Origin of the sequence: Pseudomonas linyingensis (assembly GCF_900109175.1) — a bacterium.
In the GTDB taxonomy this organism is placed as follows: domain Bacteria; phylum Pseudomonadota; class Gammaproteobacteria; order Pseudomonadales; family Pseudomonadaceae; genus Geopseudomonas; species Geopseudomonas linyingensis.
Window position 1 is genome coordinate 85,931 of record NZ_FNZE01000002.1, and the last position, 26,200, is coordinate 112,130.

Annotated in this window: 28 protein-coding genes and 2 tRNA genes; 19 read left to right on the plus strand and 11 right to left on the minus strand. The window is 68.7% G+C overall.

What is annotated here, in order from left to right; translation table 11 throughout:
- Positions 1 to 864 (minus strand): KPN_02809 family neutral zinc metallopeptidase, encoded by an 864-nt coding sequence (ypfJ, locus tag BMZ19_RS02835; protein WP_090306586.1) that lies wholly within the window; start codon positions 862 to 864, stop codon positions 1 to 3.
- A gap of 158 nt (positions 865 to 1,022) precedes the next feature.
- On the opposite strand from ypfJ, the gene BMZ19_RS02840 reads away from it, so the two are divergent.
- Entirely contained in the window at positions 1,023 to 1,553 is a 531-nt protein-coding gene (locus tag BMZ19_RS02840; protein ID WP_090306589.1) for a DUF3617 domain-containing protein, read from the plus strand.
- A 67-nt stretch (positions 1,554 to 1,620) separates the two neighbouring features.
- Here the strand turns inward: BMZ19_RS02840 and BMZ19_RS02845 are convergent.
- The 6 genes from BMZ19_RS02845 to BMZ19_RS02870 all read right to left on the minus strand — a co-directional run bounded on the left by BMZ19_RS02845 (position 1,621) and on the right by BMZ19_RS02870 (position 6,164).
- A tRNA-Phe gene (locus BMZ19_RS02845) sits at positions 1,621 to 1,696 on the minus strand.
- A 28-nt stretch (positions 1,697 to 1,724) separates the two neighbouring features.
- Positions 1,725 to 1,800, minus strand: a tRNA-Phe gene (locus BMZ19_RS02850).
- A 109-nt stretch (positions 1,801 to 1,909) separates the two neighbouring features.
- The gene (locus tag BMZ19_RS02855; RefSeq protein WP_090306591.1) at positions 1,910 to 2,182 is read right to left on the minus strand and encodes an oxidative damage protection protein; all 273 of its coding nucleotides are present in this window, start codon (positions 2,180 to 2,182) and stop codon (positions 1,910 to 1,912) included.
- Between the two features lie 38 nt (positions 2,183 to 2,220).
- Positions 2,221 to 3,297: an A/G-specific adenine glycosylase gene (gene mutY / locus BMZ19_RS02860; protein WP_090306595.1), complete on the minus strand. Its 1,077-nt coding sequence runs from the start codon at positions 3,295 to 3,297 to the stop codon at positions 2,221 to 2,223.
- A gap of 85 nt (positions 3,298 to 3,382) precedes the next feature.
- Complete coding sequence (locus BMZ19_RS02865) at positions 3,383 to 5,617, minus strand: AsmA family protein (protein WP_090306598.1); 2,235 nt, start codon at positions 5,615 to 5,617, stop codon at positions 3,383 to 3,385.
- Between the two features lie 142 nt (positions 5,618 to 5,759).
- Complete coding sequence (locus BMZ19_RS02870; RefSeq protein WP_090306600.1) at positions 5,760 to 6,164, minus strand: acetyl-CoA sensor PanZ family protein; 405 nt, start codon at positions 6,162 to 6,164, stop codon at positions 5,760 to 5,762.
- Between the two features lie 148 nt (positions 6,165 to 6,312).
- On the opposite strand from BMZ19_RS02870, the gene hisB reads away from it, so the two are divergent.
- The 5 genes from hisB (at position 6,313) to hisF (ending at position 9,502) form a co-directional block, all read left to right on the plus strand.
- A complete protein-coding gene (gene hisB / locus BMZ19_RS02875; protein WP_090306602.1) occupies positions 6,313 to 6,906 on the plus strand; it encodes an imidazoleglycerol-phosphate dehydratase HisB in 594 nt (197 codons plus the stop codon).
- On the plus strand, positions 6,906 to 7,544 hold the full coding sequence (gene hisH, locus BMZ19_RS02880) for an imidazole glycerol phosphate synthase subunit HisH (protein ID WP_090306604.1): 639 nt from the start codon (positions 6,906 to 6,908) through the stop codon (positions 7,542 to 7,544). Before hisB ends, hisH begins: the two co-directional genes overlap by 1 nt.
- Positions 7,544 to 7,804 carry a DUF2164 domain-containing protein gene (locus BMZ19_RS02885; RefSeq protein WP_090306606.1) on the plus strand — a complete coding sequence of 87 codons (261 nt, stop codon included), beginning with the start codon at positions 7,544 to 7,546 and terminating at the stop codon, positions 7,802 to 7,804. The genes hisH and BMZ19_RS02885 overlap by 1 nt, the downstream gene beginning before the upstream one ends.
- A 36-nt stretch (positions 7,805 to 7,840) precedes the next feature.
- Entirely contained in the window at positions 7,841 to 8,578 is a 738-nt protein-coding gene (hisA, locus tag BMZ19_RS02890; protein ID WP_090306609.1) for a 1-(5-phosphoribosyl)-5-[(5-phosphoribosylamino)methylideneamino]imidazole-4-carboxamide isomerase, read from the plus strand.
- A 153-nt stretch (positions 8,579 to 8,731) separates the two neighbouring features.
- The gene (hisF, locus tag BMZ19_RS02895) at positions 8,732 to 9,502 is read left to right on the plus strand and encodes an imidazole glycerol phosphate synthase subunit HisF (RefSeq protein WP_090306611.1); all 771 of its coding nucleotides are present in this window, start codon (positions 8,732 to 8,734) and stop codon (positions 9,500 to 9,502) included.
- Positions 9,503 to 9,636: 134 nt separating this feature from the next.
- Here the strand turns inward: hisF and BMZ19_RS02900 are convergent, their stop codons facing one another.
- From BMZ19_RS02900 to gpmI, 3 genes are all read right to left on the minus strand, one after another.
- Positions 9,637 to 10,956 carry a S41 family peptidase gene (locus BMZ19_RS02900; RefSeq protein ID WP_090306614.1) on the minus strand — a complete coding sequence of 440 codons (1,320 nt, stop codon included), beginning with the start codon at positions 10,954 to 10,956 and terminating at the stop codon, positions 9,637 to 9,639.
- A 26-nt stretch (positions 10,957 to 10,982) separates the two neighbouring features.
- Complete coding sequence (locus BMZ19_RS02905) at positions 10,983 to 12,251, minus strand: murein hydrolase activator EnvC family protein (RefSeq protein ID WP_090306616.1); 1,269 nt, start codon at positions 12,249 to 12,251, stop codon at positions 10,983 to 10,985.
- Positions 12,252 to 12,459: 208 nt separating this feature from the next.
- Positions 12,460 to 13,995 carry a 2,3-bisphosphoglycerate-independent phosphoglycerate mutase gene (gpmI, locus tag BMZ19_RS02910; RefSeq protein WP_090306618.1) on the minus strand — a complete coding sequence of 512 codons (1,536 nt, stop codon included), beginning with the start codon at positions 13,993 to 13,995 and terminating at the stop codon, positions 12,460 to 12,462.
- A 146-nt stretch (positions 13,996 to 14,141) separates the two neighbouring features.
- Here gpmI and BMZ19_RS02915 point away from each other — a divergent pair, with 146 nt between their 5' ends.
- From BMZ19_RS02915 to secB, 3 genes are read left to right on the plus strand one after another with little or no spacing between them, the layout of a single operon-like run.
- The gene (locus tag BMZ19_RS02915; protein WP_090306620.1) at positions 14,142 to 14,555 is read left to right on the plus strand and encodes a rhodanese-like domain-containing protein; all 414 of its coding nucleotides are present in this window, start codon (positions 14,142 to 14,144) and stop codon (positions 14,553 to 14,555) included.
- Between the two features lies 1 nt (position 14,556).
- Positions 14,557 to 14,811, plus strand: a complete 255-nt coding sequence (gene grxC, locus BMZ19_RS02920) for a glutaredoxin 3 (protein WP_090306623.1) — start codon at positions 14,557 to 14,559, stop codon at positions 14,809 to 14,811.
- A 31-nt stretch (positions 14,812 to 14,842) separates the two neighbouring features.
- Positions 14,843 to 15,316, plus strand: a complete 474-nt coding sequence (gene secB, locus BMZ19_RS02925; RefSeq protein WP_090306625.1) for a protein-export chaperone SecB — start codon at positions 14,843 to 14,845, stop codon at positions 15,314 to 15,316.
- Positions 15,317 to 15,501: 185 nt separating this feature from the next.
- Here the strand turns inward: secB and trmL are convergent, their stop codons facing one another.
- Positions 15,502 to 15,963, minus strand: coding sequence for a tRNA (uridine(34)/cytosine(34)/5-carboxymethylaminomethyluridine(34)-2'-O)-methyltransferase TrmL (gene trmL, locus BMZ19_RS02930; RefSeq protein ID WP_090306628.1), 462 nt, complete (start codon positions 15,961 to 15,963; stop codon positions 15,502 to 15,504).
- A 216-nt stretch (positions 15,964 to 16,179) separates the two neighbouring features.
- On the opposite strand from trmL, the gene BMZ19_RS02935 reads away from it, so the two are divergent.
- Genes BMZ19_RS02935 through BMZ19_RS02980 form a run of 10 tightly spaced genes read left to right on the plus strand, consistent with a single transcriptional unit; the run spans position 16,180 to position 26,200 of the window.
- Positions 16,180 to 17,061 (plus strand): MSHA biogenesis protein MshI, encoded by an 882-nt coding sequence (locus tag BMZ19_RS02935; RefSeq protein ID WP_212633195.1) that lies wholly within the window; start codon positions 16,180 to 16,182, stop codon positions 17,059 to 17,061.
- Positions 17,061 to 17,687: an MSHA biogenesis protein MshI gene (locus tag BMZ19_RS02940; protein ID WP_244517087.1), complete on the plus strand. Its 627-nt coding sequence runs from the start codon at positions 17,061 to 17,063 to the stop codon at positions 17,685 to 17,687. The genes BMZ19_RS02935 and BMZ19_RS02940 overlap by 1 nt, the downstream gene beginning before the upstream one ends.
- A complete protein-coding gene (locus BMZ19_RS02945; protein WP_090306630.1) occupies positions 17,684 to 18,391 on the plus strand; it encodes a hypothetical protein in 708 nt (235 codons plus the stop codon). Before BMZ19_RS02940 ends, BMZ19_RS02945 begins: the two co-directional genes overlap by 4 nt.
- Entirely contained in the window at positions 18,384 to 18,716 is a 333-nt protein-coding gene (locus BMZ19_RS02950; protein ID WP_244517088.1) for a Type II secretory pathway component, read from the plus strand. Before BMZ19_RS02945 ends, BMZ19_RS02950 begins: the two co-directional genes overlap by 8 nt.
- On the plus strand, positions 18,716 to 20,320 hold the full coding sequence (locus tag BMZ19_RS02955) for a pilus (MSHA type) biogenesis protein MshL (protein ID WP_244517089.1): 1,605 nt from the start codon (positions 18,716 to 18,718) through the stop codon (positions 20,318 to 20,320). Before BMZ19_RS02950 ends, BMZ19_RS02955 begins: the two co-directional genes overlap by 1 nt.
- A gap of 4 nt (positions 20,321 to 20,324) precedes the next feature.
- Positions 20,325 to 21,263, plus strand: coding sequence for an ExeA family protein (locus BMZ19_RS02960; RefSeq protein ID WP_090306633.1), 939 nt, complete (start codon positions 20,325 to 20,327; stop codon positions 21,261 to 21,263).
- Complete coding sequence (locus BMZ19_RS02965; protein ID WP_090306636.1) at positions 21,260 to 22,732, plus strand: tetratricopeptide repeat protein; 1,473 nt, start codon at positions 21,260 to 21,262, stop codon at positions 22,730 to 22,732. The genes BMZ19_RS02960 and BMZ19_RS02965 overlap by 4 nt, the downstream gene beginning before the upstream one ends.
- Positions 22,732 to 24,453: a GspE/PulE family protein gene (locus BMZ19_RS02970; protein ID WP_090306639.1), complete on the plus strand. Its 1,722-nt coding sequence runs from the start codon at positions 22,732 to 22,734 to the stop codon at positions 24,451 to 24,453. The genes BMZ19_RS02965 and BMZ19_RS02970 overlap by 1 nt, the downstream gene beginning before the upstream one ends.
- Entirely contained in the window at positions 24,453 to 25,694 is a 1,242-nt protein-coding gene (locus BMZ19_RS02975; protein ID WP_090306641.1) for a type II secretion system F family protein, read from the plus strand. The genes BMZ19_RS02970 and BMZ19_RS02975 overlap by 1 nt, the downstream gene beginning before the upstream one ends.
- On the plus strand, positions 25,691 to 26,200 hold the full coding sequence (locus BMZ19_RS02980) for a hypothetical protein (RefSeq protein ID WP_139214631.1): 510 nt from the start codon (positions 25,691 to 25,693) through the stop codon (positions 26,198 to 26,200). The genes BMZ19_RS02975 and BMZ19_RS02980 overlap by 4 nt, the downstream gene beginning before the upstream one ends.

Genomic DNA, 26,200 nt, shown 5'->3' on the forward strand with positions numbered 1-26,200 from the left:
CTAGAGCCACGCCGCCTTGAAGGTGTCGCAGCTGCCCGGATCGCCGGAATCGAAGCCGCCCCTGAACCAGCGCACGCGCTGCCCCGAGGTGCCGTGGGTGAAGGAGTCCGGCACCACCTGGCCCTGGGTATGCCGCTGCAGGCGGTCGTCGCCGATGGCGTTGGCGGCGTTCAGCGCCTCTTCCAGGTCGCCCGGCTCGAGCCAGTCGAGGCGGCGCTGGGCATGGTGCGCCCAGACCCCGGCCAGGCAGTCGGCCTGCAGCTCCTGACGCACCAGCAGGCCGTTGGCGCCCTCCATCGTCGCGCCGCGCTGGCGGGCGGCGTTGACCTTGGCGGAGACGCCGAGCAGGGTCTGCACATGGTGGCCGACCTCGTGGGCGATCACGTAGGCCTGGGCGAAGTCGCCGGCGGCGGTAAAGCGCTGCTCCAGCTCGTCGAAGAACTGCAGGTCGAGATACACCTGGCGGTCGGCGGGGCAGTAGAAGGGGCCGACCGCCGCGCTGGCCAGGCCGCAGGCCGAGCGCACGCTGGCGCTGAACAGCACCAGCTTCGGCTCCTGGTATTGCTGGCCGGCGTCCTGGAACAGGGCGCTCCAGGTGTCTTCGGTGTCGCCGAGCACGGCGCGGACGAACTCGCTGTGTTCGTCGCCGGCGCCCGTTGCCGGTTGGCTGTCGCCGGGAACCTGCTGCTGCACCAGTTCGCCGCCGATCTGGCCGAGGATCTGCAGCGGATCCTTGCCCATCAGCAGGCCGATGATGACGATGGCGGCGATGCCGCCCAGGCTGAGCTTGCCGCCGCCGATGCGCATGCCCCCACCGCGGGCATCCACCACGTTGTCGCTGCGTCGAGCCCGTTTCCAGCGCATGGCCATTCTCCTGCCGGGTCAGCGGCTGGTGGCCGCATTTACTGAAGTGTCGTCGCTTCGTGGCCCGCCGGCCAGTCCGATCGTCCGTGCCGATGGCGCGCGGCAGGCGCCGAAGCTTTGGCTAGGCTTGCTGCAGTCGATCTCGAAAGGAGTGCGCGATGAAACCTCTGTTCCGTCTGGCCGCGGTGGCCAGCCTGCTCGGCGTCCTGGTGCCGGCCCAGGCACAGGAAGTTCTCCCTGGGCTGTGGGAGCTCAGCAGCGACAACATGCAGGTCAATGGCCAGCAGATGCCGTCCATGCAGGAGTTGCTCGGCCAGTTGGATGGCCTGCCGGCCGAGCAGCGGCAGATGCTGGAGGAGACGATGGCCGGCAAGGGCATCCAGGCCGGTGGCCAGGGCCTGCGCGTGTGCCTGAGCGAGGCGCAGGTCAAAGCGCAGGAGCTGCCGCTGCAGGACGCCCAGAGCGGCTGCACCCAGGAGATCACCGAGCGCAGCGAACAACTGTGGAAATTCCGCTTCCGCTGTCCGGACGCCGAGGGCGAGGGCGAGACTCGCTTCGTCAGCGCGCGCGAATTCGTCACCCGGATCGATAGCCGCTTCAACGCCGCCGGCCAGGCCGGCACTTCGCGCATGGAAACCCGCGCGCGCTGGCTGGGCGAGGATTGTGGGGAGCTGGCGCCCCGGCCGTGACGAGATTTCCAGTGACCGGAAAGCAGAAAGCCCCGACATGTGGTCGAGGCTTTCTGTAGTGAATCAGTGGTGCCCAGGGACGGAATCGAACCGCCGACACGGGGATTTTCAATCCCCTGCTCTACCGACTGAGCTACCTGGGCATATCAGGGACAAGGCACCTGAAATAAGTGGTGCCCAGGGACGGAATCGAACCGCCGACACGGGGATTTTCAATCCCCTGCTCTACCGACTGAGCTACCTGGGCAACAACGGCCGGCATTAAACCGTTTTTCCAGCCGGAGCGTCAACTGCTGCCAGCAAAAAAACCAGTTTTTTTAAGCGTTTAGCTGTGGCGGCGGGCTGCCGGGCGGGATTCATTCGCTCGGCGGCACGTAGCCTTCGGCTTGGGCGTAGTCTTCGCCGGCGAAGAACTTGTCCATCTCGGCCTGGAGGAACTTGCGGTCGGCGGCGTCCATCATGTTCAGCCGGCGCTCGTTGATCAGCATGGTCTGGTGCTTCTGCCATTCGTTCCAGGCTTGCTGCGAGATGTGGTTGAAGATGTCCTCGCCCTTGGCACCCGGAAAGGGCTGACGGTCGAGGCCGGGGAGTTCCTGGTTGTGCTTGCGGCACATCACCATGCGGGTCATACGTTGTCTCCTCGAAACGGGGTGGACGAATCCGTCGCCTAGGCTGGCGGGTCCTGCAGTTCGGCTTGCGCGCGCTTGAGCAGTTTCTTCACCGGAGCGGCGAGGCCCAGGCGCGGCGGGTTGGCGAGGTTATACCAGAGCCAGTCGCCTTCGGCCACGCCATGGCCGTGGCGGGCGGCGTCGATCAGCAGCGGCTCGATGTGCAGCTGGAAGTGACTGAAGGTGTGGCGCAGCGGGGCGAGGGCGTGCTCGCGGCCCAGGCGCAGGCCGTGACGGGCAGCCAGTTCGGCCAGATCGCCGCGCTGGGTCAGTTCCGGCAGGCTCCACAGGCCGCCCCACAGGCCGCTGGCCGGTCGGCGGTAGAGCAGGATGGCGCCGGCGCCATCGTGCAGCAGCGGCATCAGGGTGTGTTTCTGCGGCAGCGTCTTGCGCGGCTTGGGCTGCGGGTAGTCCGTCTCGCGGCCGAGGTGGTGCGCCTGGCAGTCGGCGGCCAGCGGACAGAGTAGGCAGCTCGGCTTGCTGCGGGTGCACAGGGTGGCGCCCAGATCCATCATCGCCTGGGTGTAGTGGTTGACCCTCGAGTGCGGGGTCAGCCGTTCGGCGGCGTCCCACAGCTGCGCCGCCACCCGGGTCTCACCCGGGTAACCGTCCTGGGCCAGGTAGCGGGCCAGCACGCGCTTGACGTTGCCGTCGAGGATCGGCGCGCGCAGGTCCATGCTGATGCTGGCGATGGCGCCGGCGGTGGAGCGACCGATGCCGGGCAGCTCGGCCAGCGCCTCGACCGAGCGCGGAAAGTCGCCGCCGTGCTCGGCGACCACGATCTGCGCGGTCTTGTGCAGGTTGCGCGCGCGGCTGTAGTAGCCGAGACCGGTCCACAGGTGCAGCACCTCGTCGGCGCTGGCGGCGGCCAGCGCTTCGACCGTGGGCAGTGCCGTCATGAAGCGCTGGTAGTAGCCGAGCACGGTGGCCACCTGGGTCTGCTGCAGCATGATTTCCGACACCCACACCCGGTAAGGATCGATGTCCTGCTGCCAGGGCAGGTCGTGGCGGCCGTGCTGGTCGAACCAGGCGAGCACGCGGGCGGCGAAGTCGGGGGTGGGGGCGGGAGCGGTCATAGGGGGGCGGCAGGGGATCGCAGGAGGAATTCGACCGCCATGGTACAGGGTCATGGCGGTCGAATCGTCCCCACAGGCTGTGGGGTCAGCGCTGGAACAGGCCCTTGAGGGCGTCCTTGAGTTCCGGACTGACCTTGTCGCCGAGCTTCTCGTCGAGCTTCTCGGTCAGCTTCTCGCCGGCCAGCTTGGCGGCGATCTTGCCGAGGCCGTCCTGGTCGAGGCGGCAGGCCTTGGCGCCCAGCTCCAGCGGGCCGCGACAGCGCAGCGGCCATTCGAGGCCGACGTAGCGCTCGTTGACCTGGCAGGCCGGGTCGGGCATCTCGCGCTGGTCGCCTTCGAGCACCACGCCGACGCGGTAGTCGAGGCCGAGCACGCGCAGGTCGACATTGCCCTTGCCGTTGACGGTCAGGCCGGGGATGCGCGCGCGCAGGTCCTGGTTGCTGGCCACGCCGTTGTTGAGCAGCAGGCTGCCGCGCAGCTCGCGGAACGGGGTGTCCTTGTCGGTGAACTCGCGGGTCGGCACCTTGCGGTTGAGGGTGGCGATGCCGCGGCACAGCTGCTGTTCGAGGTTGGCGTCGGCCAGCGCGCCGTCGTCGAGGATGAAGCTGGCGTTGCCGCCGAGGCTGTCGATCAGCGCCTTCTCGCTGTTGCCGCGGGCCTTGAGGTTGGCGTCCAGCTGCAGGTTGCCGCGCAGCGGGGGCTTTTCCTCCGGCTTGAGGGTCTTGAGCAGGCGCTCCAGCGGGATGTCGTTGAGCTGGGGGGCGAACTGCAGCTGCGGGGCGTCGCTGCGCGCATCCAGGCTGCCGCTGAGGGCGAAGCGGCCGTCGAACAGGTCGCCGCGCAGTTCGTCGAGGGCGAGCTGGCCGCCCAGCGCCTGGAACTTGAGGCTGGCGTTGTCGATCGGCAGCTTGCGCAGGGTCAGCTGGCCGAGGCTGAGGGTGACCTGGGCGTCCAGCTTGCGCAGGGCTTCCAGGGGCAGCAGCTTGTCCTCGCTCCACGCCTGGGTGGTCGGCTGGTCCGGCAGCGGGGTGCTGCCGTTGCCGGCGCTCTGGGCGATTTCCTGTTTTACTTCGGCCTTGCGGCTGGCGCTGGCGGCATCGGCTTGCTTGCTCGGCGGCGCCAGGTAGCGGTCGAGGTCGAGGCGGTCGCCCTTGAGCTGGGCGCGCAGGCTCTGCCGGCTGAAGTCGGCCACCGCGAGCTGGCCGCTGAAGCTGCTGTCGTCCAGCTGCAGCTTGAGGTCCTGCAGGGTCAGGCTGCTGGTGCTGCCGCTGAAGCGGCTGGCCAGGGCGAAGCGCTTGAGGCTGTTGCCGTCGGCCATCGGCGGCAGGCTGTGGCCGATGCCCTCGAGGAAGGCGCGCAGGTCGAACTCGGCAATCGATAGGGCGCCCTCGAGCTTGGGCTGCTTGTCCAGTTCGCGCACCTTCAGCTCGCCGAGCAGGCTGAGCTGGTTGGCGCTCAGCTTGAGGCTGTTCCATTCGGCGACCTGGGCGGCGAGGTCGGCGAGCAGCTGGCCGTGCAGGTCGACGGCGAGGGTCCGGTTGTGCAGCGGTTCGCCGGAAACTTCGCCCTTGAGCTGGGCGTCCTCCAGCTGGTAGCGCTTGAGGGCGGTGTCGAAGCGCAGGTTGCCGGTGAGTTCGCCGCGGGCGCGCAGCACCGGCTGGTTGGTGCCGAAGTAACCCTTGAGGGTCAGCGGGATGCTGGCGCCTTCGCGGATCGCGCCGCTGCGCAGGTCGAGGCCTTCGAGGGTGTACTGCTGGCCGCTGCTGGCGTCGCGGTATTCGATGCGCGCGTTGCTCATGGCCAGGCTGTCAATGTCCAGCTTGAGGGCCGGGGCGGCTGTTTGCTGCGCTTGCCCGGCCTTCGCCGTGGTCGGCGCCTCGGCGGCGGCTGCCTTGCCGTCAACCGGCGCGGGCTGCGCCGGCTGGCCGATGTCCTGCCAGTTGCCGCGGCCCTTGGCGTCGCGTTCCAGGCGCAGGGTCAGGCCGTCGACGCGGATGTCGCTCATCTGTACTTCGCGGCTGAGCAGCGGCAGCACGCGCACCGACAGGCCGAGCATGCCCACGTCGGCGAACGGCTGCTGCGGGGTGGCGGCGCTGGCCAGGGTGGTGTCGTGCAGCTCCAGGCCCAGCCAGGGGAACAGGCTCCAGCCTATCTCGCCCTTGAGGTCGAGTTCGAGGTTGGCCTTGTCGCGGGCCAACTGGCGGATCTCGTCCTTGTAGTCGTTGGGGTCGAACAGCTGGGTGAGGGCGAAGCCCAGCGCGACTATGACCAGCAGCAGGCCGAGCAGCAGCAGGCCGAGAAACTTGCCGAAGGTTTTCATGGCGGACGAGTCCTTGTGCAATGCGAAGGCTGGGACGAAGTATATCGCCCCGGCGCCGAAGGAGAGTCTCGGTACGCCAGGCGCCGGGTGTTGCCGCAGGGTTGGAGGACAATTGCGCGGGGTGGTTCCCCGCGCGACCGGCTCAGTCGGCGAGGTCGACCAGTGTCAGGTCCAGGCGCCGCGCCAGCGCCTGCACTTCCAGTTGGCGGGCCGGGGCCTGCAGGCGCAGCGGCTGGCAGGTTTCCCCGGCGCGCTGGCGGGCCGTGGCGATCAGGCGCTGGCCGACGCCGCGGCCACGGGTGATCTTGCGCACGCACAGATGCGACAGGTTCCAGCCGCCTTCGTCCTGGCGCAGCCAGGCGGCGCCGAGCAGGCGGGCGTTGAAGCGCCCGGCGATCAGCCAGCCGCCGGCCAGGCCGGCGTCGACCAGGCTGGCGGCGTCGGGGTAGGGGGCCAGCAGCCAGGCGGGGGCGTCGGCGTAGATCTTTTCCAGGTCGGTACGGTCCTGCGCGCTGGACTGGACGACGGTTTCGACAATGACGGGCATGGTGCACTCCTCGGAACGATGGGCGAATCTTATGCCTTTTGCCCCGGAAGTGCTCCGAACTGCGGCACAGCCAGCGCCGGTAGCCCGCCGGGGTGGCCCCGGCCTATAATGCGCGCTCATATCCGCCCGTGATTCTGTGGAGCTGGCAATGGCCGAACGCAAGGCGTCCGTCGAGCGCAATACCCTGGAAACCCAGGTCAAGGTTTCCATCAATCTGGATGGCACCGGCAAGGCCCGATTCGACATCGGTGTACCCTTCCTCGAGCACATGCTCGACCAGATCGCCCGCCACGGGCTGATCGACCTGGACATCGAGTGCAAGGGCGACCTGCACATCGACGACCACCATACCGTCGAGGATGTCGGCATCACCGTCGGCCAGGCCTTCGCCAAGGCCATCGGCGACAAGAAGGGCATCGTCCGCTACGGCCACTCCTACGTGCCGCTGGACGAGGCGCTGTCGCGCGTGGTGATCGACTTCTCCGGCCGCCCCGGTCTGCAGATGCACGTGCCCTTCACCCGCGCCACGGTCGGCGGCTTCGACGTCGACCTGTTCCAGGAATTTTTCCAGGGCTTCGTCAACCACGCCCTGGTCAGCCTGCACATCGACAACCTGCGTGGCAGCAACACCCACCACCAGATCGAGACGGTATTCAAGGCCTTCGGCCGTGCCCTGCGCATGGCGGTCGAGCTGGACCCGCGCATGGCCGGGCAGATGCCGTCGACCAAGGGGTGCCTGTAATGCAGACCGTCGCCGTCATCGACTACGGCATGGGCAACCTGCACTCGGTAGCCAAGGCGCTCGAGCACGTCGGTGCCGGCAGGGTGCTGGTGACCAGCGACGCGCAGACCATCCGCGAAGCCGACCGCGTGGTATTCCCCGGCGTCGGCGCGATCCGCGACTGCATGGCCGAGATCCGCCGCCTGGGCTTCGACAGCCTGGTCCGTGAGGTCAGTCAGGACCGCCCGTTCCTCGGCATCTGCGTCGGCATGCAGGCGCTGCTCGAGCGCAGCGAGGAGAACGACGGCGTCGACTGCATCGGCCTGTTCCCCGGCCAGGTGCGCTTCTTCGGCAAGGGCATGGTCGAGGACGGCGAGCAGCTCAAGGTGCCGCACATGGGCTGGAACGAGGTGCGCCAGAGCATCGACCATCCGCTGTGGCACGAGATCCCCGACGGCGGGCGCTTCTACTTCGTGCACAGCTACTACGTCGAGGCCGGCAACCCCGCGCAGGTGGCCGGTCGCGGCCACTACGGCAAGGACTTCGCCGCCGCGCTGGCCGACGGTTCGCGCTTCGCCGTGCAGTTCCACCCGGAAAAGAGCCACACCCACGGCCTGCAGCTGCTGCAGAACTTCGTCGCCTGGGACGGCCGCTGGTAATGGGCCGGGCCAAGGGCAAGGCGCCGCTCCTCGCGCTGGATAGCGCGCAGGAGCAGGCCGCGCAGCAGCTCCTCAAGCGCTTCCTCGCCGAGCGCTTCGAGCTGGAGCTGGGCTCCTTCGAGGTGCAGGAGCTGCTCGATCTGTTCGCTCGCGACATAGCCCCGCATTTCTACAACAAGGCGATCCTCGATGTGCAGGCGCACCTGAAAGACAGGTTCGAGAGCATCGAAAGCGACTTGTGGGCGCTCGAGAAGAGCTGACCCTTACCGAATTCAAGACTTGAGCAGGTTCAACCGATGCTGATTATCCCCGCGATCGACCTCAAAGACGGCGCCTGCGTGCGTCTGCGCCAGGGCCTGATGGACGACGCCACCGTATTCTCCGACGACCCGGTGGCCATGGCCGCCAAGTGGGTCGAGGGCGGCTGCCGCCGCCTGCACCTGGTCGACCTCAACGGCGCCTTCGAGGGCCAGCCGGTCAACGGCGAGGTGGTCACCGCCATCGCCAAGCGCTACCCGCAGCTGCCGATCCAGATCGGCGGCGGCATCCGTTCGCTAGAAACCATCGAGCACTACGTGCGCGCCGGCGTCAGCTACGTGATCATCGGCACCAAGGCGGTCAAGCAGCCGGAATTAGTCGCCGAGGCCTGCCGCGCCTTCCCGGGTAAGGTGATCGTCGGCCTGGATGCCAAGGATGGCTTCGTCGCCACCGACGGCTGGGCGGAAGTCTCCAGTGTGCAGGCCACCGACCTGGCCAAGCGCTTCGAAGCCGACGGCGTGGCCGCCATCGTCTACACCGACATCAGCAAGGACGGCATGATGCAGGGCTGCAACGTCGAGGCCACCGTGGCCCTGGCCAATGCCAGCCGCATCCCGGTGATCGCCTCCGGCGGCATCCACAACCTCGGCGACATCCAGAAGCTGCTCGACACCCGCAACCCGGGCATCGTCGGCGCCATCACCGGCCGGGCCATCTACGAGGGCACCCTCGACGTGGCCGAGGCGCAGGCGCTGTGCGACGGCTTCAAGGGTTAATGAACAAGCACTGAAGCCCTCGCTAACCGAGCGAGCCGCTTCAGCCACAAGGCGCGCGGCGCACAGCGACGAGACAGACATCAAGTACGGCGAGGAGCGAGCACCGCGCAACGCCGTGGATGTGCGGCGCAGCCGGTTAGAGAGGGTTTCAGCATGGCACTCGCCAAACGCATCATTCCTTGCCTCGACGTGGACAACGGCCGCGTGGTCAAGGGCGTCCAGTTCGAGAACATCCGCGACGCCGGCGATCCGGTGGAGATCGCCCGCCGCTACGACGAGCAGGGCGCCGACGAGATCACCTTTCTCGACATCACCGCCAGCGTCGACGGTCGCGACACCACCCTGCACACCGTCGAGCGCATGGCCAGTCAGGTGTTCATCCCGCTGACCGTCGGCGGTGGCGTGCGCACCGTGCAGGACATCCGCAACCTGCTGAATGCCGGCGCCGACAAGGTGTCGATCAACACCGCGGCGGTATTCACCCCGGAATTCGTCCGCGAGGCGGCCGAGCGCTTCGGCTCGCAGTGCATCGTGGTCGCCATCGATGCCAAGAAGGTTTCCAAGCCGGGCGAAACCCCGCGCTGGGAAATCTTCACCCACGGCGGGCGCAAGCCCACCGGGCTGGACGCGGTGCTCTGGGCGAAGAAGATGGAGGACTTCGGCGCCGGCGAGATCCTGCTCACCAGCATGGACCAGGACGGCGTGAAGAGTGGCTACGACCTCGGCGTGACCCGCGCCATCAGCGAGGCGGTGGGCATCCCGGTGATCGCCTCCGGCGGCGTCGGCAACCTCGAGCACCTGGCCGCCGGCATCCTCGAGGGCAAGGCCGACGCGGTGCTGGCGGCGAGCATCTTCCACTTCGGCGAGTACACCGTGCCGGAAGCCAAGGCCTACCTGGCCAGCCGCGGCATCGTGGTGCGCTGAGCGCGGCCGGCAGGTCGCGGAAAACAAGAAGCCCGGGCCAGTGCCCGGGCTTCTGCGTTTCAGACCGTGCGGCCTGTAGGAGGCGCGACCTCGCGGCGCTGCGGGGCGCAGGCCCGCCCCCCGCATCCGTGTGCTTAAGGCTTGCGGGTGATGTTCAGGCCCTTGAGCAGGTTGAGGGCCTGGCTCAGCTGGTAGTCCTTGTCCTGTGCCGTGACGGTGGCCGGGGTGGTCTTGCCATTGCTCGGCCTGTCCGCGCCGCCGTTGCCGTTGCCGAGGTGGCCGGGCAGGTCGGCTTCCTTGACGCCCTGTGCCTGGCTCTTGTCGCGGGTCACCGTGCCGCGCTCGACGACGATGTCCGGCACGATGCCCTGGGCCTGGATCGAGCGGCCATTGGGGGTGTAGTACAGCGCCGTGGTCAGCTTCAGCGCGCGGTCGTTGGTCAGCGGCAGCACGGTCTGCACCGAGCCCTTGCCGAAGCTGTCGGTGCCCATCAGTACGGCGCGCTTGTGGTCCTGCAGGGCGCCGGCGACGATCTCGGCCGCCGAGGCGCTGCCGCCGTTGATCAGCACCACCAGCGGCACGCCCTGGCTGGCGTCGGCCGGGTCGGCGGAGAAGCGCAGCTCGGAGTTGGCGATGCGCCCCTTGGTATAGACGATCAGGCCCTTGTTGAGGAAGTGGTCGGAGACTTCCACCGCCGCCTGCAGCACGCCGCCGGGGTTGTTGCGCAGGTCGAGGACCAGCCCGCCGAGCTTGCCGCCGTTGTCCTTCTGCAACTGGCGCAGCGCCTTGGCGACTTCCTCGCCGCTGTTGACCTGGAACTGGGTGATGCGCAGGTAGCCGTAGTTCTTCTCCAGCAGCTCGCTCTTCACGCTGAGCACCTTGATCACTGCGCGTTCGAGCTTGAGGGTGAACGGCTTGCCGCCTTCGCGCACCAAGGTCAGCTCGATCTTGCTGCCGGGCTTGCCGCGCAGCTTGTCCACCGCCTCCATCAGGCTCCAGCCCTTTGTCGGCTGGCCGTCGATGCGCAGGATCAGGTCGCCGGCCTCGACGCCGGCGCGCGCTGCCGGGGTGTCATCGATCGGCGAGATGACCTTGAGCAGGCCGTCCTCCTGGCCGAGCTCGATGCCGAGGCCGCCGAATTCGCCGCTGGTGCTTTCCTGCAGCTCCAGGAAGTCCTCCGGCTCGAGGTAGGCCGAGTGCGGGTCGAGGTTGCTGAGCATGCCCTTGATGGCGTTTTCCAGCAGGGTCTTGTCGTCGATCGGCTCGACGTAGGCGGTCTTGATGCGGTCGAGCACTTCGGCGAAGGTGCGCAGTTCGTCCAGCGGCAGGACGGCCTTGCCGGTCGCCGCCGGGGTGTCGGCGCCCTCGGCCGGCTCCGCGGCCTGCACCAGAGGCGCGGCGCCGAGCAGCGCAAGGGACAGGGCCAGGGCGGAGAGACGGAAACGCGACGACATGGGGTAGCTCCTGAGTGGGCGTGCCATCAGCCTTGGGCGCGGCACCAGCGCAGCGGGTCGCTGGGCTGGCCCTGCTGGCGGATGGCGAAGTACAGCGCCGGGGTATCCTGACCTCCGGAGCTGCCAACGGTGGCGATGGCTTCGCCGGCCTTGACCTGGTCGCCGGCGGCTTTCAACAAGGTCTGATTATGGCCGTACAGGCTGAGATAGCCGCCGCCATGATCGACGATCAACAGCATGCCGGCGCCGCGCAGCCAGTCGGCGAACACCACGCGACCGGCGTGTATGGCGCGCACCCGGGTGCCGGCGGCGGCGCCGATCAGCACGCCGTCCCACTTCAGGCGGGCATCGCCGCGCGGGGTGCCGAAGCGGGCCAGCAGGCGGCCGTCCACCGGCCAGGGCAGCTGGCCGCGGGCCTTGGCGAAGGGGCCGTCGACCGCCGGGGCGTTGCTGGAAACCAGTGGGCCGCTGCTGGCCGTGCTGCTCCTGCCGCTGTCGGAGGCGGCGGCCAGGCGGCGCTCGGCCTCCTCGCGGGCGCGCTGCTCGGCCAGTTGGCGCGCCTGCTCGGCTTCGCGGGCCTGGCGGGCGAGGGTTTCCTCGATGGTCTTGAGTACCTTGGCCAGCTGGGCCTGCTCGCGCTGGCGGGACTTGAGCTGGCGATCGCCGTCGCCCAGTTCGCTGTTGAGCTTGGCCAGCGCGCTGCGGCGCTCGTCGCGGACCTTGTCCAGCGCGCTGCGGCGGTCCTGCAGTTCGAGTTGCTGGCCGGCCAGCAGGGCGTGCTGGGTGGCCAGGTCGGCCTCGACGCTGTGCAGCTGGCGCAGGGTGTCGTTGTAGCTGGCCAGTTGCTCGCTGCGCGCGCGGCTGAGGTAGTCGTGGTAGGTCAGGTTGCGGGAGAACTGCTCGGGCCGCTGCTGGTTGAGCAGCAGCTTGAGGTATTCCTGACCGCCGCTCTGGTGGGCGGCGCGGATCTGGATGGCGATCAGCTTCTGCTGCTCAGCGCGCTGACTCTGGAGTTTTTTTTTCTCCTCGTCGAGGCGCTGGATCTCGCTCTCGCCGTCCTTGAGCTGCTGTTCGAGAGCATCGATCTGCTGCTGCAGGGTGCCCATCTCGCGCTCGGTGCCCTGCAGCTGCTTCTGGATGCCGGACTTCTCCTGCTGCAGGCCGCCGAGCAGTTTCTGCAGCTCGGCGATGTCGCGCTGCGCGGCTTCCAGCTGGCGCTGGGCATCGGCGCGCTCATCGGCGATGGCCGGGGCGAGGCAGCAGGCGAGCAGGGCAAACAGGGCGGCACGCAGCATGGGCAGGGATCCGTTTGGTGAACGGCTAGTATGCATCCGCAGGGCGGTAAAAAGAACGCCCCCGGGAGCACTGTGTCACTGCAGGAAAATCAACAGCTTCGCCCCGAGGTCGGGCCTCCCACAAGAGCCGCAGCGGCACGAGACTTTGTAGGAGGCGCGCCCTTGCGGCGATGCGGGCCGAGAGGCCCGCCAGGGAACGAAGCGCCGTTCAGCCGAGTTCGATCAGCGGCGTGCCGGTCATCTCCGCCGGGATCGGCAGATCGAGCAGCCTGAGCATGGTCGGCGCCACGTCGGCCAGCACGCCGCCTTCGCGGATGGCCAGCTGGCGGGGGCCGTAATAGAGGAAGGGCACCGGCTCGCAGGTGTGTGCGGTGTGCGCCTGGCCGGTGCACTCGTCTTCCATCTGCTCGACGTTGCCGTGGTCGGCGGTGATCAGCGCTTCGCCGCCGACCTTGTCCAGTGCTTCGGCGATGCGGCCGATGCAGCTGTCCAGGCACTCCACCGCCTTGACCGCCGCCGCGAACACGCCGGTGTGGCCGACCATGTCGCCGTTGGCGTAGTTGACCACGATCACGTCATAGCGCTGCTGCTCGATGGCCTCGACGATGCGGTCGGTGACTTCCGGAGCGCTCATCTCCGGCTGCAGGTCGTAGGTGGCGACGTTGGGCGAGGGGATGAGGATGCGCTCCTCGCCCGCGAAGGGTTCCTCGCGCCCGCCGGAGAAGAAGAAGGTGACGTGGGCGTACTTTTCGGTCTCGGCGATGCGCAGCTGGGTCTTGCCGTTTTTCGCCAGGTACTCGCCGAGCACGTTGTCCAGCGACGCAGGCGGGAAGGCGCAGGGTGCCGGGATGCTCGCCGCGTACTGGGTGAGCATCACGAAGCCGGCCAATTGCGGCACGCGCTGGCGCGCGAAGCCCTGGAAGTCGGCCTCGACGAAGGCGCGGGTCAGCTCGCGGGCGCGGTCGGCGCGGAAGTTCATGAACACCACGGCGTCGCCGTCTTCTACCCGCACCGACGCGCCGATGGTGGTGGCCTTGACGAACTCGTCGCTCTCACCGCGCTCGTAGGCGGCCTGCAGGCCCTCGACGGCGCTGGCGGCGTTGAATTCGCCCTGGCCGTCGACGATCAGGTTGTAGGCCTGTTCGACGCGGTCCCAGCGGTTGTCGCGGTCCATGGCGAAGTAGCGGCCGGTGAGGCTGGCGATGCGGCCCTTGCCCAGCTTGGCGAAGGTGGCGTCGAGCAGCTCGATGGACGGCTGCGCGCTTTTCGGCGGGGTGTCGCGGCCGTCGAGGAAGGCGTGCAGGTAGATCTTCTCGGCACCGCGCTGGGCAGCCAGTTCGGCCATCGCCGCGATGTGCTCCTGGTGGCTGTGCACGCCGCCTTCGGAGAGCAGGCCGAGGATGTGCACCGCCTTGCCGGCCGCCACCGCCTGGTCCACCGCCGCGCCGATCACCGGATTGGCGAAGAACTCGCCGTCGCGGATCGACTTGGTCACCCGGGTGAAGTCCTGGTACACCACGCGGCCGGCGCCGAGGTTCATGTGGCCGACCTCGGAGTTGCCCATCTGCCCCTCGGGCAGGCCGACATCCATGCCGCTGCCGGAAATCAGTCCGTGCGGACGGGTCGCGCACAGGCGGTCCCACACCGGGGTGTTGGCGTGGTAGATGGCGTTGTAATCCGGGCTGTCGCTGTGACCGAAGCCGTCCAGGATGATCAGAACCAGAGGTTTGGGCGTGGCAGGCATGCGTCCGACTCGTGCAGGTGATGGCAAAAGAGCGCCAGTCTAATGGCTGCGCCCCGGAGCGTCACGGCAGCGTGACTGGCGGCGGGTTCAGTGGTGCCAACTGGCTGTGTATACTGCTGGCCATTTTACCGTGCCGGATGCTTGCGATGGTTGCCCAGCTGATTGAATTTGTCTCTAACCACTATGTACTCAGCACCCTGTTCGTGGTGCTGCTGGCCCTGTTGCTGGCCAACGAGGCGCGCCGCGGCGGGCGCAGCCTGAGCTGCCGCGAGCTGACCGCCAAGCTCAACGCCGGCGAGGCGCTGGTGCTCGACGTGCGTCCGCACAAGGAGTTCACCGGCGGCCACATCACCGGCTCGCTGAACATCCCCTTCGACAAGCTGGACAGCCGCATCGGTGAACTGGACAAGCACAAGGCCAAGACCCTGATCGTGGTCGATGCCATGGGGCAGCATGCCGGCAGCATCTGCGGCAAGCTGAAGAAGGCCGGCTACGACGTCTCCCGCCTGGGCGGCGGCATCGCCAGCTGGCGCGGCGACAACCTGCCGGTCGTGAAGTGACATGCAGCCGGTCATCATCTATTCCAGCGATTTCTGCCCCTACTGCATGCGTGCCAAGCAGCTGCTGAGCCGCAAGGGCGTGGTGTTCACCGAGATCAAGGTCGACGGCCAGCGCGAGCTGCGCGCGGAGATGGCGCGCAAGGCCGGCCGGACCTCGGTGCCGCAGATCTGGATCGGTGACACCCACGTCGGTGGCTGCGACGATCTGCACGCCTTGGAGCGTGCCGGCAAACTGGACGCGCTGCTGCGCGGCTGATCCCATCATTGCAACCAACAAGGAAGCCAACATGACCGAACAAGCCAACGGCGCCGCCGCGCAGAACGACCAGCCGCAATTCGCCCTGCAGCGCATCTATGTGCGCGACCTGTCCTTCGAAGCGCCGAAGAGTCCGGAAGTCTTCCGCCAGGAGTGGAAGCCGGCGATCAGCCTCGACCTCAATACCCGCCAGAAGGATCTGGGTGGCGACTTCCACGAGGTGGTGCTGACCGTCTCGGTGACCGTGAAGAATGGCGAGGACACCGCCTTCATCGCCGAAGTGCAGCAGGCCGGCATCTTCCTGATCAAGGGCCTCGACGCCGCCTCGATGAGCCACACCCTCGGCGCCTTCTGCCCGAACCTGCTGTTCCCCTACGCCCGCGAGACCCTCGACAGCCTGGTGGTACGCGGCTCGTTCCCGGCACTGATGCTCTCGCCGGTGAACTTCGATGCACTCTACGCTCAGGAGCTGGCGCGCCTGCAGGCCGCCGAGGCCCAGGCCTGACGCTCGGCGCCGCGGCTGGCGGCTGCGCGCAACAAAAGCCCCGCCATTCGCGGGGTTTTTTGTTGCGCGCAGTACCAATGGCTTATTCAAAAATGTGACGGAGTTGGCTATGTTGATGCGCGTCAGTACGCATTATGCTCTGTCAGTCATGATTCTGGCGCATTGTTGCCGGGGCTTAGGCGACCTCAATCGAGGCGAAAGTCCTGTTGGCGCCAGGCTTCGTAGACGGTCACCGCCACGGCGTTGGACAGGTTGAGGCTGCGGCAGCCCGGACGCATCGGCAGGCGCAGCAGCTGCTCGGCCGGCAGGCTGGCCAGTACCTCGGCTGGCAGGCCGCGGCTCTCGGGGCCGAACAACAGTACGTCGCCGGGTAGGTATTTCATTTCGGCATAACTGTTCTTGGCTTTGGTGGTGAGCGCCAGTATCCTGCCGCCCGGCAGTTTTTCCAGGCAATCGCTCAAAGATTCGTGACGGATTACCGTCGCATATTCGTGGTAGTCCAGCCCTGCACGGCGCAGGCGTTTGTCGTCGAGTTCGAAGCCCAGCGGCTCGATCAGGTGTAGCTGGCAACCGGTATTGGCGCAAAGCCGGATGATGTTGCCGGTGTTCGGCGGGATTTCTGGTTGAAACAACACAACGTGAAACATGGTGTGTGCCTGTACGAATCGGGACGGCACGCATTCTAGCGGTTTGTGGCCGATTACAGCGGTCTGCCCGCCTGCGCCGAGCAGGCTGCACGGGCAAGGAGAACTCATTTGCTGGCCTGGCTGAAACGATCCAAAACCACTGCCGACCGCCTGCTCGGACTGGCGCCCGTCGCTGGCGGCTGCGTGCTGGTTTGCCTGCAGCGTAGCGCGGGGCCCGTGCGATTGCCGACCTGCGAGTTCATCGCCGCTGCGCCGGGCAGCCAGGGCGAGGTGCTGCGCCAGCGCGTCGAAGCGCTCGGCCTTCAAGGCCTGCCAGTCAACCTGCTGCTGTCTGCCGCCGACTATCAGCTGCTGCTGGTCGAACGTCCCGACGTGCCGCCCGCCGAGTTGCGCGCCGCGATGCGCTGGCGCATTCGCGAGCTGGTCAACGCACCGCTGGACAGCCTAGTGGTGGACGCCTTCGCCCTGCCCGACGATGCCTACCGCGGCCGCACGCCGATGGCCTACTGCGCGGTGCTGTCGCGCGCGCGCATGCAGGCGCTGGCCGACTGGGTGGAGGGTGCCGGGCTGCGTCTGCACAGCATCGACATCGCCGAAATGGCCCTGCGCAACCTCGGCCTGCTGATCGCCGGCGAAAGCCAGAATCTGGCCGTGCTCAAGCTCAACGCCCGCGACGGGCTGATCTGCGTGCAGCACGGCCGCGACCTGTACATGGCGCGGCGCATCGAGCGCGGCCTGGACAACCGCGGCGCGGACAGCGCCCAGCTGGCGCTGGAGATCCAGCGCTCGCTGGACTACTTCGAAAGCCAGCTGGGCAAGGGCCCGGTCGGCCGCCTGTTGCTGCTGCCGGTGCCGGCTGTCGGCGAGCAGCTGCACGCCGAGCTCGGCCTGCCGCTGTCCGTGCGCATCGAACGCCTGGCGCTCGACGAGCTGTTCGCCGGCTCGCCGCTGCTCGAGCTGCCGGCGGACCAGCAGGCACTGTACCTGCCGGCAATCGGCGCGGCCCTGCGCCAGGAGCATGCCGAGGCCGTCGAGCCGCGCCAAGCAGCGCCACGCCGAGCGCAGATGGCCGCGGTACGGCATCTGGAGACCAGCTGATGGGTGCCAGTGTGTCGCTGCAGAACCTCAACCTCTACCAGCCGCCACAGGCGGACAGCGCCGGCCGGCCGGCGCCGCGCCTGCTGGTGCTCGGCCTGCTGGCCCTGTTGCTGGCGATCCTCGCCGATGGCGGCTGGCAGCTCTGGCGCACCCAGCAGGCGCAGGCCGCGCTGACCCAGAGCCGCCAGGCCGCCGAGCAGGCCGAAGCCGAGCTGGCCAGCCTGCGCCAGACCTTCCGCGAGCCGCAGGCCGACCCGCGCCTGCCGCAACAACTGGCCGCGCTGGAGGCCGGCAACCGCCAGCTGCAGCAGCTGGCCGCCCATCTGCAGCTGTTGCTGGCCGAGCGCAGCGCCGGCTTCAGTGCGCCGCTCGATGCCCTGGCCGAGCGCCACCTCGGCGGCGTCTGGCTCAGCGCCATCCGCTTCGAGCAGGGCGGCCGCGACCTGCTGCTCGAGGGCGCCAGCCAGCAGCCCGACCTGCTGCCCGGTTACCTGAACAGCCTGGGCCGCAGCCCGGCCTTCGCCGGACGCCAATTCGCTCGTTTCGACCTTGATCGCGACGAAGGCGGCGTGCTGCGCTTTCGGCTCGCCTCGCAGGCGGCCACCGCCGAGGAGACGCGCCAATGAACGCCCTGCGGCAATACTGGAACGCCCGCGCGCCGCGCGAACAGTGGCTGGCCGTCAGCGTGGCCCTGCTGGTGCCGGCGCTGGCCTGGCTGGCCTTCGGCCACGAGCCGCTGGCCCTGCGCCTCCAGCAGCTGGAGGGCGAGCAGCGCAGCGCCGAGACGCGCCGCCTGGAGGCCCGCACGGCCTTGGCCGAGCTGCAGGCGCGCGCCGCCATCGACCCCGATCAGGCCCTGCGCCAGGCGCTGCGCGCTGCGCAGGCGCTGCGCGACCACCAACTCGAGGACCTCGACCGCGAGACCGCCGCGCTGATTGATCCGCAGCGCATGCAGCAGGTGCTGCAAAACCTGCTGCAGCAGCGCCCAGGCTTGCGCCTGCTGGCGCTGGAAAGCTTTTCCGCGCCGCTCGAGCTGCCGACGCCGCCTGCCGCCGCTGGCCAGCCGGCTGCCGCCAACGCCGCCGCGGACGGCGCGGCACCCGCGACGCCGGTGCTCTACCGCCACGGCATGCGCCTGACCCTGGAGGGCAGCTACTTCGAGCTGTGCGACTACTTGCAGGGCATCGAGGCGCAGAGCCTGGCCGCCGGCGGTCGCCGGCTGTTCTGGGAGCGACTCGACTACCAGGTCGGCGAAGCCGGCCCGGGCCAGGCGAAGATCACCCTCGAGCTGTACACACTGAGCCGTGAAGCGGGGTGGGTCGGTGTCTAGATGGCTGCTTGCCCTGTGCTGTACCGCGCCGCTGCTGGCGCTGGCCGCCGTCGATCCGACCCTGCCGCCGGCGACGCTGGCCGCTCCGACCACGGCCGACGCCGCGGCGGGGCCGGCCCCGCTGCTGCAGGCGATCCTGCGCGGCCCGGCCGGTACCCGTGTGGTGATCGGCGGGCACAGCCTGCGCGTCGGCGAACAGCAGGGCGACCTGCGCGTGCTGGCCATCCGTGCGCGCAGCGTGGTGATCGAACGTCAGGGGCAGCGCAGCGAGCTGCACCTGAGCCAACCCATTCTGACTCCATCCACGCGGAGCCCGAGCCGTTGATGCCCATGATGTCATTCCGTCTGTCCCAGCTGGGCCTGCTCGCCGCCTGCTGCCTGCTCGCCGCCTGCCAGACCTTTCCCGATGGCGATCGCCAGCTGCGCGAGCAGACCGACCGCCTGCTCGAGGAAAGCCTGGCGCAGAGCCGGCACAGCGCCACGCCGCCGCCGGCGGTGCAGGCCGCGCTGCTGCCGCCGCTGCTCACTGAAGGTCCGCTGACGGCCCGTGGCCCGCGCTTCGACGTCGCGGTGCGCGACATGGACGCCCGCGAGTTCTTTCTCAGCTTGATGGACGGTGCCGGACAGAACCTGGTGGTGCATCCCGAGGTCAGCGGCCAGGTCACCTTCAGCCTGCGCAACGTCACCCTCGACGAGGTGCTGGCCGCGGTGCGCGACAGCTACGGCTATGACTTCAAGCGCACCGCCTACGGCTACCGCATCCTGCCCAACCAGCTGCTGACCCGTACCTACGACCTCAACTACCTCAACCTGCAGCGTCGTGGCGAGACCGATACCCGGGTCAGCTCCGGCCAGGTCACCACTTCCGAGAGCGCCGATAGCGGCAGCAACAGCAGTGGCAGCGATTCCGGCGGCAGCAGCACGTCCTCCACGGTCAACGCCAGCCAGGTGGTGACCACCAGCGAGGTCGACTTCTGGCGCGAGGTGGGCGACGTGATCGGCGCGCTGATCGGCGACGATCCCGGCAACAAGGTGGTGGTCAATCCTCAGGCCAGCCTGCTGGTGGTACGTGCCTCCAGCGGCGACCAGCAGAACGTCGAGGCCTTCCTCGAGCAGGCCGAGCGCAACCTGCAGCGCCAGGTGATCCTCGAGGCGAAGATCCTCGAGGTGCGCCTGAGCGACAGCTTCCAGGCCGGGATCAACTGGACCCAGCTGGGCAGCAAGCTCAGCCTCGACCTGGCGGGCGACCCGCTGAGCGGTGTCTCGGGCATCGGCGGGGTGTTCAGCGCGCTGTACACCAGTGGCGACTTCACCGCCCTGCTGCAGCTGCTGGAAACCCAGGGTCAGGTGCGCGTGCTGTCCAGCCCGCGCATCTCCACGCTGAACAACCAGAAGGCGGTGATCAAGGTCGGCACCGACGAGTTCTTCGTCACCGACGTGTCGTCGACCAACACCACCACCACCACCGGGATTGCCGAGCCGACCCAGGACGTCACCCTGACGCCGTTCTTCTCCGGCATCTCGCTGGACGTCACCCCGCAGATCAACCAGCGCGAGGAGGTCACCCTGCACGTGCGGCCGACCGTCAGCCGCGTGCAGGACCAGAACAAGGAGATCAGCTTCGGCGAGGATCGCGTGCTCAACCTGCCGCTGGCGCTGTCCACCACCCGCCAGTCCGACTCCATCGTGCGGGCGCGCAGTGGCCAGGTGGTGGTGATCGGCGGCCTGCTCGAGGATGTCAGCGACAACACCGATGCCAACGTGCCCTGGCTGTCCAAACTGCCGTTCCTCGGCGGTCTGTTCCAGCAGCAGCGCAAGGACCTGGTGCGCAGCGAGCTGGTGATCCTGCTGCGTCCGCAGGTGATCGGCGCCGATACCTGGATCGACGAGCTGCAGAAGAGCGCGGCCAGTTTCCGCGAGCTGAGGTAGGCGCATGTATCAGGGCTTCTTCGGCCTGCGCGAAAAACCCTTCGCGCTGACCCCCAACACCGCGTTCCTGGTGCGGCTGGCCCCCTATCAGGCCTGCCTCAACCTGCTGCGCGTGGCGCTGGGCGAGGGCGAAGGTTTCATCAAGGTCAGCGGCGAGGTCGGCACCGGCAAGACCCTGCTGTGCCGCGCCCTGCTCAATACCCTCGGCGCGGACGGCGAGGGCTGGCAGGTCGCCTGGCTGCCCAATCCGGGCCTCAGCCCGCGCGGCCTGCGCCAGGCGTTGGCCGTTGAGCTGCACATCGCCGATGCCGACGAGCTGGACGACCACAGCCTGCTGGCGGCGCTCAACCACCGGCTGATCGAACTGGCGGCCGAGGGCAAGCGCACCGTGCTGCTGATCGACGAAGCCCAGGCCCTGCCGGAGAAAACCCTCGAGTCCCTGCGTCTGCTGACCAACCTGGAAACCGAGCATTGCAAGCTGCTGCAGGTGGTGCTGTTCGGCCAGCCGGAACTCGACGAATTGCTCGAGCGCGCCGAATTCCGCCAGCTGCGCCAGCGCATCACCTTTTCCTACCGGCTGCGCCCGCTGGACCTGGCCGATACCCGCCGCTACGTCGACGAGCGCCTGATCCATGCCGGCTACCGCGGCGAGCCGCTGTTCGACGCCCGCGCCCTGCGCCGCCTGGTCGCCGGCAGCGGCGGCATTCCGCGGCTGATCAACATTCTCGCCCACAAGGCGCTGATGGTCGCCTTCGGCGCTGGCAGCCGCCAGGTGCGCGCGGCCCACGTGCAGCGCGCGCTGGAAGATACCGAAGGCGCCCGGCCGTTCCTGCGCCAGGGCTCCGTGCGCCTGGGCTGGAGCTTGGCCGGCGCGGGCGTGTTGCTGATGTTGCTTGGCCTGTGGCCGTGGCTGCAGGCCTGGTTGCCGGGAGGTGGAGCGTGAGCCTGGTCAACGACATGCTGCGCGACCTGGAAACACGCCGTGCCCCGCCGGCCGAGCGCGCCCCGCTGGACGGCCTGCTGCCGGCCGACGAAGGCGCCAGCGTTCGCCGCGCCGGGCGCCAGCGTCTGTTGCTGGGCCTGCTGTGGGGCGCTCTGGCCGTGCTGGCCGCGCTGCTGCTGGCACGCATCTGGCTGGCGAACCAGGCGCCGCCGCTGGCGGTCGTGGCGCCGGCCGCCCAAGCGCCAGCACCGGCGGCGTCGACTCCCCCAGCAGTGCCCGCGCCCGCCGAGGCTGCACTGCCTGCCGGCGAGTTGCCGGTCCAGCTGCTCGCCACCCTGCCGCAGCACGGCGATGGCCGCTTCATCCTGCAGCTGCTGCTCGACCGCGCGCCGAGCTACCAGCGCAGCGAGCAGAGCGGGGTGGTCGGCCTGCGCTTGCCGCAGCTGCGCCTGAGCGACGACGGTCCGCGCTCCGGCCGCTTCGAGCAGGGCGGCCGCAGCCTGAGCTGGAGCCTGCAGCCGCTGGGCGACGGCGCCGAGCTGCTGTTGGTCGGCCTCGGCGACGGCCTGCAGGTGCTCGACCGCCTGGAGCCGGCCGGCGAGCGCTGGCAGCTGTGGGTCGAGGTGCCGTTCTCTGCCGCCAGCAGCGACGCGCTCGATCCCGCGCAGCTACCGGTGGCCGGTGACGACGAAGCGGTGGCCGACGACTACCCGCCCGAGCGGGGTGCGGCTGCCGTGCCAGAGGTGCGGGTGGCTACCGAGGACAGGCAGCACGCAGCGGCGCCGGCTTCCCGTGGACAGCCGACCGAGCAGCTTGCCGCCGCCCCGCTGATGCCGGTGCAGCGTGCGCCTGCGCCCGCCGCGCCGGTCAGCCGCAGCCCGCAGGTCAGCGTCGCCAGCCACCAGCCCGACCCGTTGAGCGAGGCGCGCCAGGCCCTGCTGGCCGGCGACACCGAGCGCGCCATCGCCCTGCTCGAAGAACTCAACCTCCGCCAGCCGGACAACCGCGAAGCCCTGCGCTGGCTGGCCCGTGCCTGGCTAAGCGCCGGCCGCCACGAGCGCCTGATCGCCGCGCTGCCGGCGCAGCTGCAGCGCTTCCCGACCGACAGCGAGCTGCGCGTGCTGCTCGCCCGCGCCCTGCTGCAGAGCGGCGACGGCGCGGCGGCAGTGGCCACCCTGGCCGAGCGCATGCCGCCATTGGCCAGCGATCCGGCCTACCACGCGCTGCTCGCCGCCAGCTACCAGCAGACCGCGCAGTGGCGCGAAAGCGCCCAGCTGTACCGCAACCTGGTGCAGCTGCGCCCGACCCATGGCGCCTGGCAGCTGGGCCTGGGCATTGCCCTCGAACAACTCGGCGAGCGTGCCGCCGCCGCGCAGCACTACCGCCAGGCCCTGCAGGGGCAGGGCCTCGACGAAGACAGTCGGCGCTATGCCCGCGAGCGGGTACAGGCCAGCGGAGGAGAATCCTGATGGATGGCGGCGAACGGCCCCGGCGCAAGCTGCGCCTGGGCGATCTGCTGATACAGTCCGGCCTGATCAGCGAGGGCCAGCTGCAACTGGCGCTGGACGAGCAGAAGCGCAGCGGCGCCAAGCTCGGCCGCGCGGTGGTCGACATGGGCTTCGTCAGCGAGCAGAAGCTGCTCGAGGCGCTGTCGCGCCAGCTCGACATTCCCTACGTCGACCTGCGCCAGTTCAAGTTCAACGAGGCGTTGGTGCAGCGCCTGCCCGAGGCGCTGGCGCGGCGCTTCCGCACCATCCTGCTGGTCGAGGAGGGCGACGGCCTGCTGGTCGGCATGAGCGATCCGCTCGATCTCTACGCCCTCGACGAGCTGAGCCGCCTGCTGCGCCAGCCGCTCAAGCCGGCGGTGGTGCGCGAGAGCGAGCTGCTCGACAACCTCGACCGCTTCTACCGGCGCACCAACGAGATCGCCGAGCTGGCCGGCCAGCTCGACGAGCGCCTGGAGGAGAGCGACTTCGACTTCAGCGGCCTCAGCCTCGACAACAGCGACGCCCCGGTGGTGCGCCTGTTGCAGATGCTGTTCGAGGACGCTGTGCAGATGAAGGCCTCGGACATCCACATCGAGCCGGACGAGAAGGTCCTGCGCCTGCGCCAGCGCATCGACGGCGTGCTCAACGAGCAACTGATCAAGGAAACCCGCATCGTCTCGGCGCTGGTCATGCGCCTGAAGATCATGGCCGGCCTGGACATCTCCGAGAAGCGCCTGCCGCAGGACGGCCGCTTCAACATCCGGGTCAAGAACCACAGCCTCGACGTGCGCGTGTCGACCATGCCGGTGCAGTTCGGCGAGTCGGTGGTGCTGCGCCTGCTCGACCAGAGCGCTGGGGTGTTCAGCCTCGACCGCACCGGCATGCCGGCCGACATGCTGGCGCGCTTTCGCACCCTGCTGCAGCGCCCCCACGGTATCGTGCTGGTCACCGGGCCGACCGGCTCGGGCAAGACCACCAGCCTGTACGCCGGGCTGTCCGAGCTGAACAGCCCGGAGAAGAAGATCATCACCGTCGAGGACCCGGTGGAATACCGCCTGCCGCGGATCAGCCAGGTGCAGGTCAACCCGAAGATCGAGCTGACCTTCGCCCGCGTGCTGCGCGCCGCCCTGCGCCAGGACCCGGACATCGTCCTGGTCGGCGAGATCCGCGACCGCGAGACCGCCGAGATCGCCCTGCGCGCCGCGCTGACCGGCCACCTGGTGCTGTCCACCCTGCACACCAACGACGCGATGACCTCGCCGCTGCGCCTGATCGACATGGGCGCCGAGCCGTTCCTGGTCGCCAACGCCCTCAACGCCGTGCTGGCCCAGCGACTGGTGCGCCGGGTCTGCGAGCACTGCCGCGAGGAACACCTGCCCGAGGAGCGCGAGCGCCACTGGCTGGAAGGCATCGGCGGTCAGTCGCTGGCCGGTCGGCGCTTCGTGCGCGGCAGCGGTTGCCACCAGTGCCACAACACCGGCTACCTGGGGCGGATCGGCGTCTACGAGCTGCTCGAGATCGATGCGCCGCTGGCCGCCGCGCTGCGCCGCCATGATGCCCAGGGCTTCATCGACGCCGCCCGTGCCCAGCCGCACTACCGGCCGCTGGCCGCCGGCGCGCTGGACTTCGCCCTGGCCGGGCTGACCAGCGTCGAGGAAGTGCTCAAGGTCAGCGCCAGCCTCAGTGACGAGCGGGTGGCCTGATGGCGCAGTTTCGCTTCAGCGGGCGCGATGCCCAGGGCCGCAAGATCAGCGGTAGCCGTCAAGCGGCGAGCGCCGAGGTGCTGGCCGGCGAACTGCTGGCCGAGCGCATCACCCCGCTGAGTATCGACGCCCAGGCGGAGAAGGCAGAGGCTGACCAGGACATCCTGCGCCAGCTGAACAAGCTGCTCGGTCGCGAGCGCGTCGAGCTGGAGGAGCTGATCATCTTCTGCCGGCAGATGTACAGCCTGAGCAAGGCTGGCGTACCGATCATCCGTGCCATCGGCGGCCTCGCCGAGTCGGCGCGCAACCCGTATTTTCGCGAGGTGCTGCAGACCTTGCGCAGCGATCTCGAAGGTGGCACGGCCATGGCCGCGTCGCTGGGCAACCATCCCAGGGTGTTCAACCCGCTGTTCGTCAGCATGATCAGCGTCGGCGAGAACACCGGCCAGCTCGACCAGGCCTTCCGCCAGCTGGCCGGCTACCTGGAGATGGAGCGCGAGACGCGCAAGCGCATCAAGCAGGCCACCCGCTACCCGCTGTTCGTGCTGATCGCCATGAGCGTGGCGCTGGCGGTGATCAACCTGCTGGTGATCCCGGCCTTCTCCAAGGTGTTCGCCCAGTTCCACGCCGAGCTGCCGCTGCCGACGCGGATCCTGATCGGCTTCTCCGAATTCATGCAGCAGTGGTGGTGGCTGCTGGGCATCGGCATCGCCGGCTGCATCGTCGCCTTCGTGCGCTGGATCGCCACAGAGCCCGGCGCGCTGGTTTGGGATCGCTACAAGCTGAAGTTGCCGATCGTCGGGCCGATCTTCGAGCGCATCGCCCTGGCCCGCTTCACCCGCACCTTCGCGATGATGTACCGCGCCGGCCTGCCGCTGCTGCAGACCCTGAGCATCAACAGCCACACCGTCGGCAACCGGCATATCGGTACGGCGATCACCGCCATGCGCGAGGGCGTCGAGCGCGGCGAGGCGCTGACCCGCGGCGCCGCCGCCAGTGGACTGTTCACCCCGCTGGTGCTGCAGATGATGGCGGTCGGCGAGGAAACCGGCGCGCTGGACGACCTGTTCGTCGAGGTCGCCGACTTCTACGAGCAGGAAGTCGACTACGACCTCAAGCGCCTGGCCGACGCCATCGAGCCGATCCTCATCGTCGCCATGGGGATCATGGTGCTGATCCTTGCGCTGGGGGTGTTCTTGCCGATGTGGGAACTGTCGGCGGCGGCCAAGGGCGTCAAGTGAAGCGGTTGCCGGCGCGCGCCGAGCGGCTGCTGCTGGTGGCGCCGCTGCAGCGCCTCGCCTGGTGGCTGCTGGCTTTGATCCTGGCCAATGTGATCTTTATCTCGTTATGGCATATTGCGGTCGACAGCGAGAGGCAAGCCATGAACACGACGGCGGCGCACCTGGCGCGAAGCCTCAATGCGCTGGCCGCCGAGAATATGGCGCAAGGCCGCTCGCTGGACGCCGGCTGGGCCACGCGCAATCCGTTCGTCCTGCTGCGCGGGCAGCAGGGCAACTACTGCGGCGAACTGGCTGACGGCCAGACGCCGAGCCGGGGCTGCTGGTACTTCCTGCCGCAGCAGGCCCGCGTGCTGTATCGCGCCCGCTTTCGCGGCTGGCGCAGTAGTGGGGAGGAAGGCGTACAGGTCTGGCAGTTGGTGCGCCTTCCGCTGCAAACGATGGAAACCGCAAAGACCGCACGGCTCACCGCCGTGGAGCTGCGGGCGGTGAACAGGGCCGACCCGTGA

Coding starts and splice junctions, on each gene's coding strand:
- ypfJ (WP_090306586.1), bottom strand. CDS start 864: ATGCGCTGGAAACGGGCTCGACGCAGCGACAACGTGGTGGATGCCCGC.
- BMZ19_RS02840 (WP_090306589.1), top strand. CDS start 1,023: ATGAAACCTCTGTTCCGTCTGGCCGCGGTGGCCAGCCTGCTCGGCGTC.
- BMZ19_RS02855 (WP_090306591.1), bottom strand. CDS start 2,182: ATGACCCGCATGGTGATGTGCCGCAAGCACAACCAGGAACTCCCCGGC.
- mutY (WP_090306595.1), bottom strand. CDS start 3,297: ATGACCGCTCCCGCCCCCACCCCCGACTTCGCCGCCCGCGTGCTCGCC.
- BMZ19_RS02865 (WP_090306598.1), bottom strand. CDS start 5,617: ATGAAAACCTTCGGCAAGTTTCTCGGCCTGCTGCTGCTCGGCCTGCTG.
- BMZ19_RS02870 (WP_090306600.1), bottom strand. CDS start 6,164: ATGCCCGTCATTGTCGAAACCGTCGTCCAGTCCAGCGCGCAGGACCGT.
- hisB (WP_090306602.1), top strand. CDS start 6,313: ATGGCCGAACGCAAGGCGTCCGTCGAGCGCAATACCCTGGAAACCCAG.
- hisH (WP_090306604.1), top strand. CDS start 6,906: ATGCAGACCGTCGCCGTCATCGACTACGGCATGGGCAACCTGCACTCG.
- BMZ19_RS02885 (WP_090306606.1), top strand. CDS start 7,544: ATGGGCCGGGCCAAGGGCAAGGCGCCGCTCCTCGCGCTGGATAGCGCG.
- hisA (WP_090306609.1), top strand. CDS start 7,841: ATGCTGATTATCCCCGCGATCGACCTCAAAGACGGCGCCTGCGTGCGT.
- hisF (WP_090306611.1), top strand. CDS start 8,732: ATGGCACTCGCCAAACGCATCATTCCTTGCCTCGACGTGGACAACGGC.
- BMZ19_RS02900 (WP_090306614.1), bottom strand. CDS start 10,956: ATGTCGTCGCGTTTCCGTCTCTCCGCCCTGGCCCTGTCCCTTGCGCTG.
- BMZ19_RS02905 (WP_090306616.1), bottom strand. CDS start 12,251: ATGCTGCGTGCCGCCCTGTTTGCCCTGCTCGCCTGCTGCCTCGCCCCG.
- gpmI (WP_090306618.1), bottom strand. CDS start 13,995: ATGCCTGCCACGCCCAAACCTCTGGTTCTGATCATCCTGGACGGCTTC.
- BMZ19_RS02915 (WP_090306620.1), top strand. CDS start 14,142: ATGGTTGCCCAGCTGATTGAATTTGTCTCTAACCACTATGTACTCAGC.
- grxC (WP_090306623.1), top strand. CDS start 14,557: ATGCAGCCGGTCATCATCTATTCCAGCGATTTCTGCCCCTACTGCATG.
- secB (WP_090306625.1), top strand. CDS start 14,843: ATGACCGAACAAGCCAACGGCGCCGCCGCGCAGAACGACCAGCCGCAA.
- trmL (WP_090306628.1), bottom strand. CDS start 15,963: ATGTTTCACGTTGTGTTGTTTCAACCAGAAATCCCGCCGAACACCGGC.
- BMZ19_RS02940 (WP_244517087.1), top strand. CDS start 17,061: ATGGGTGCCAGTGTGTCGCTGCAGAACCTCAACCTCTACCAGCCGCCA.
- BMZ19_RS02945 (WP_090306630.1), top strand. CDS start 17,684: ATGAACGCCCTGCGGCAATACTGGAACGCCCGCGCGCCGCGCGAACAG.
- BMZ19_RS02955 (WP_244517089.1), top strand. CDS start 18,716: ATGCCCATGATGTCATTCCGTCTGTCCCAGCTGGGCCTGCTCGCCGCC.
- BMZ19_RS02960 (WP_090306633.1), top strand. CDS start 20,325: ATGTATCAGGGCTTCTTCGGCCTGCGCGAAAAACCCTTCGCGCTGACC.
- BMZ19_RS02970 (WP_090306639.1), top strand. CDS start 22,732: ATGGATGGCGGCGAACGGCCCCGGCGCAAGCTGCGCCTGGGCGATCTG.
- BMZ19_RS02975 (WP_090306641.1), top strand. CDS start 24,453: ATGGCGCAGTTTCGCTTCAGCGGGCGCGATGCCCAGGGCCGCAAGATC.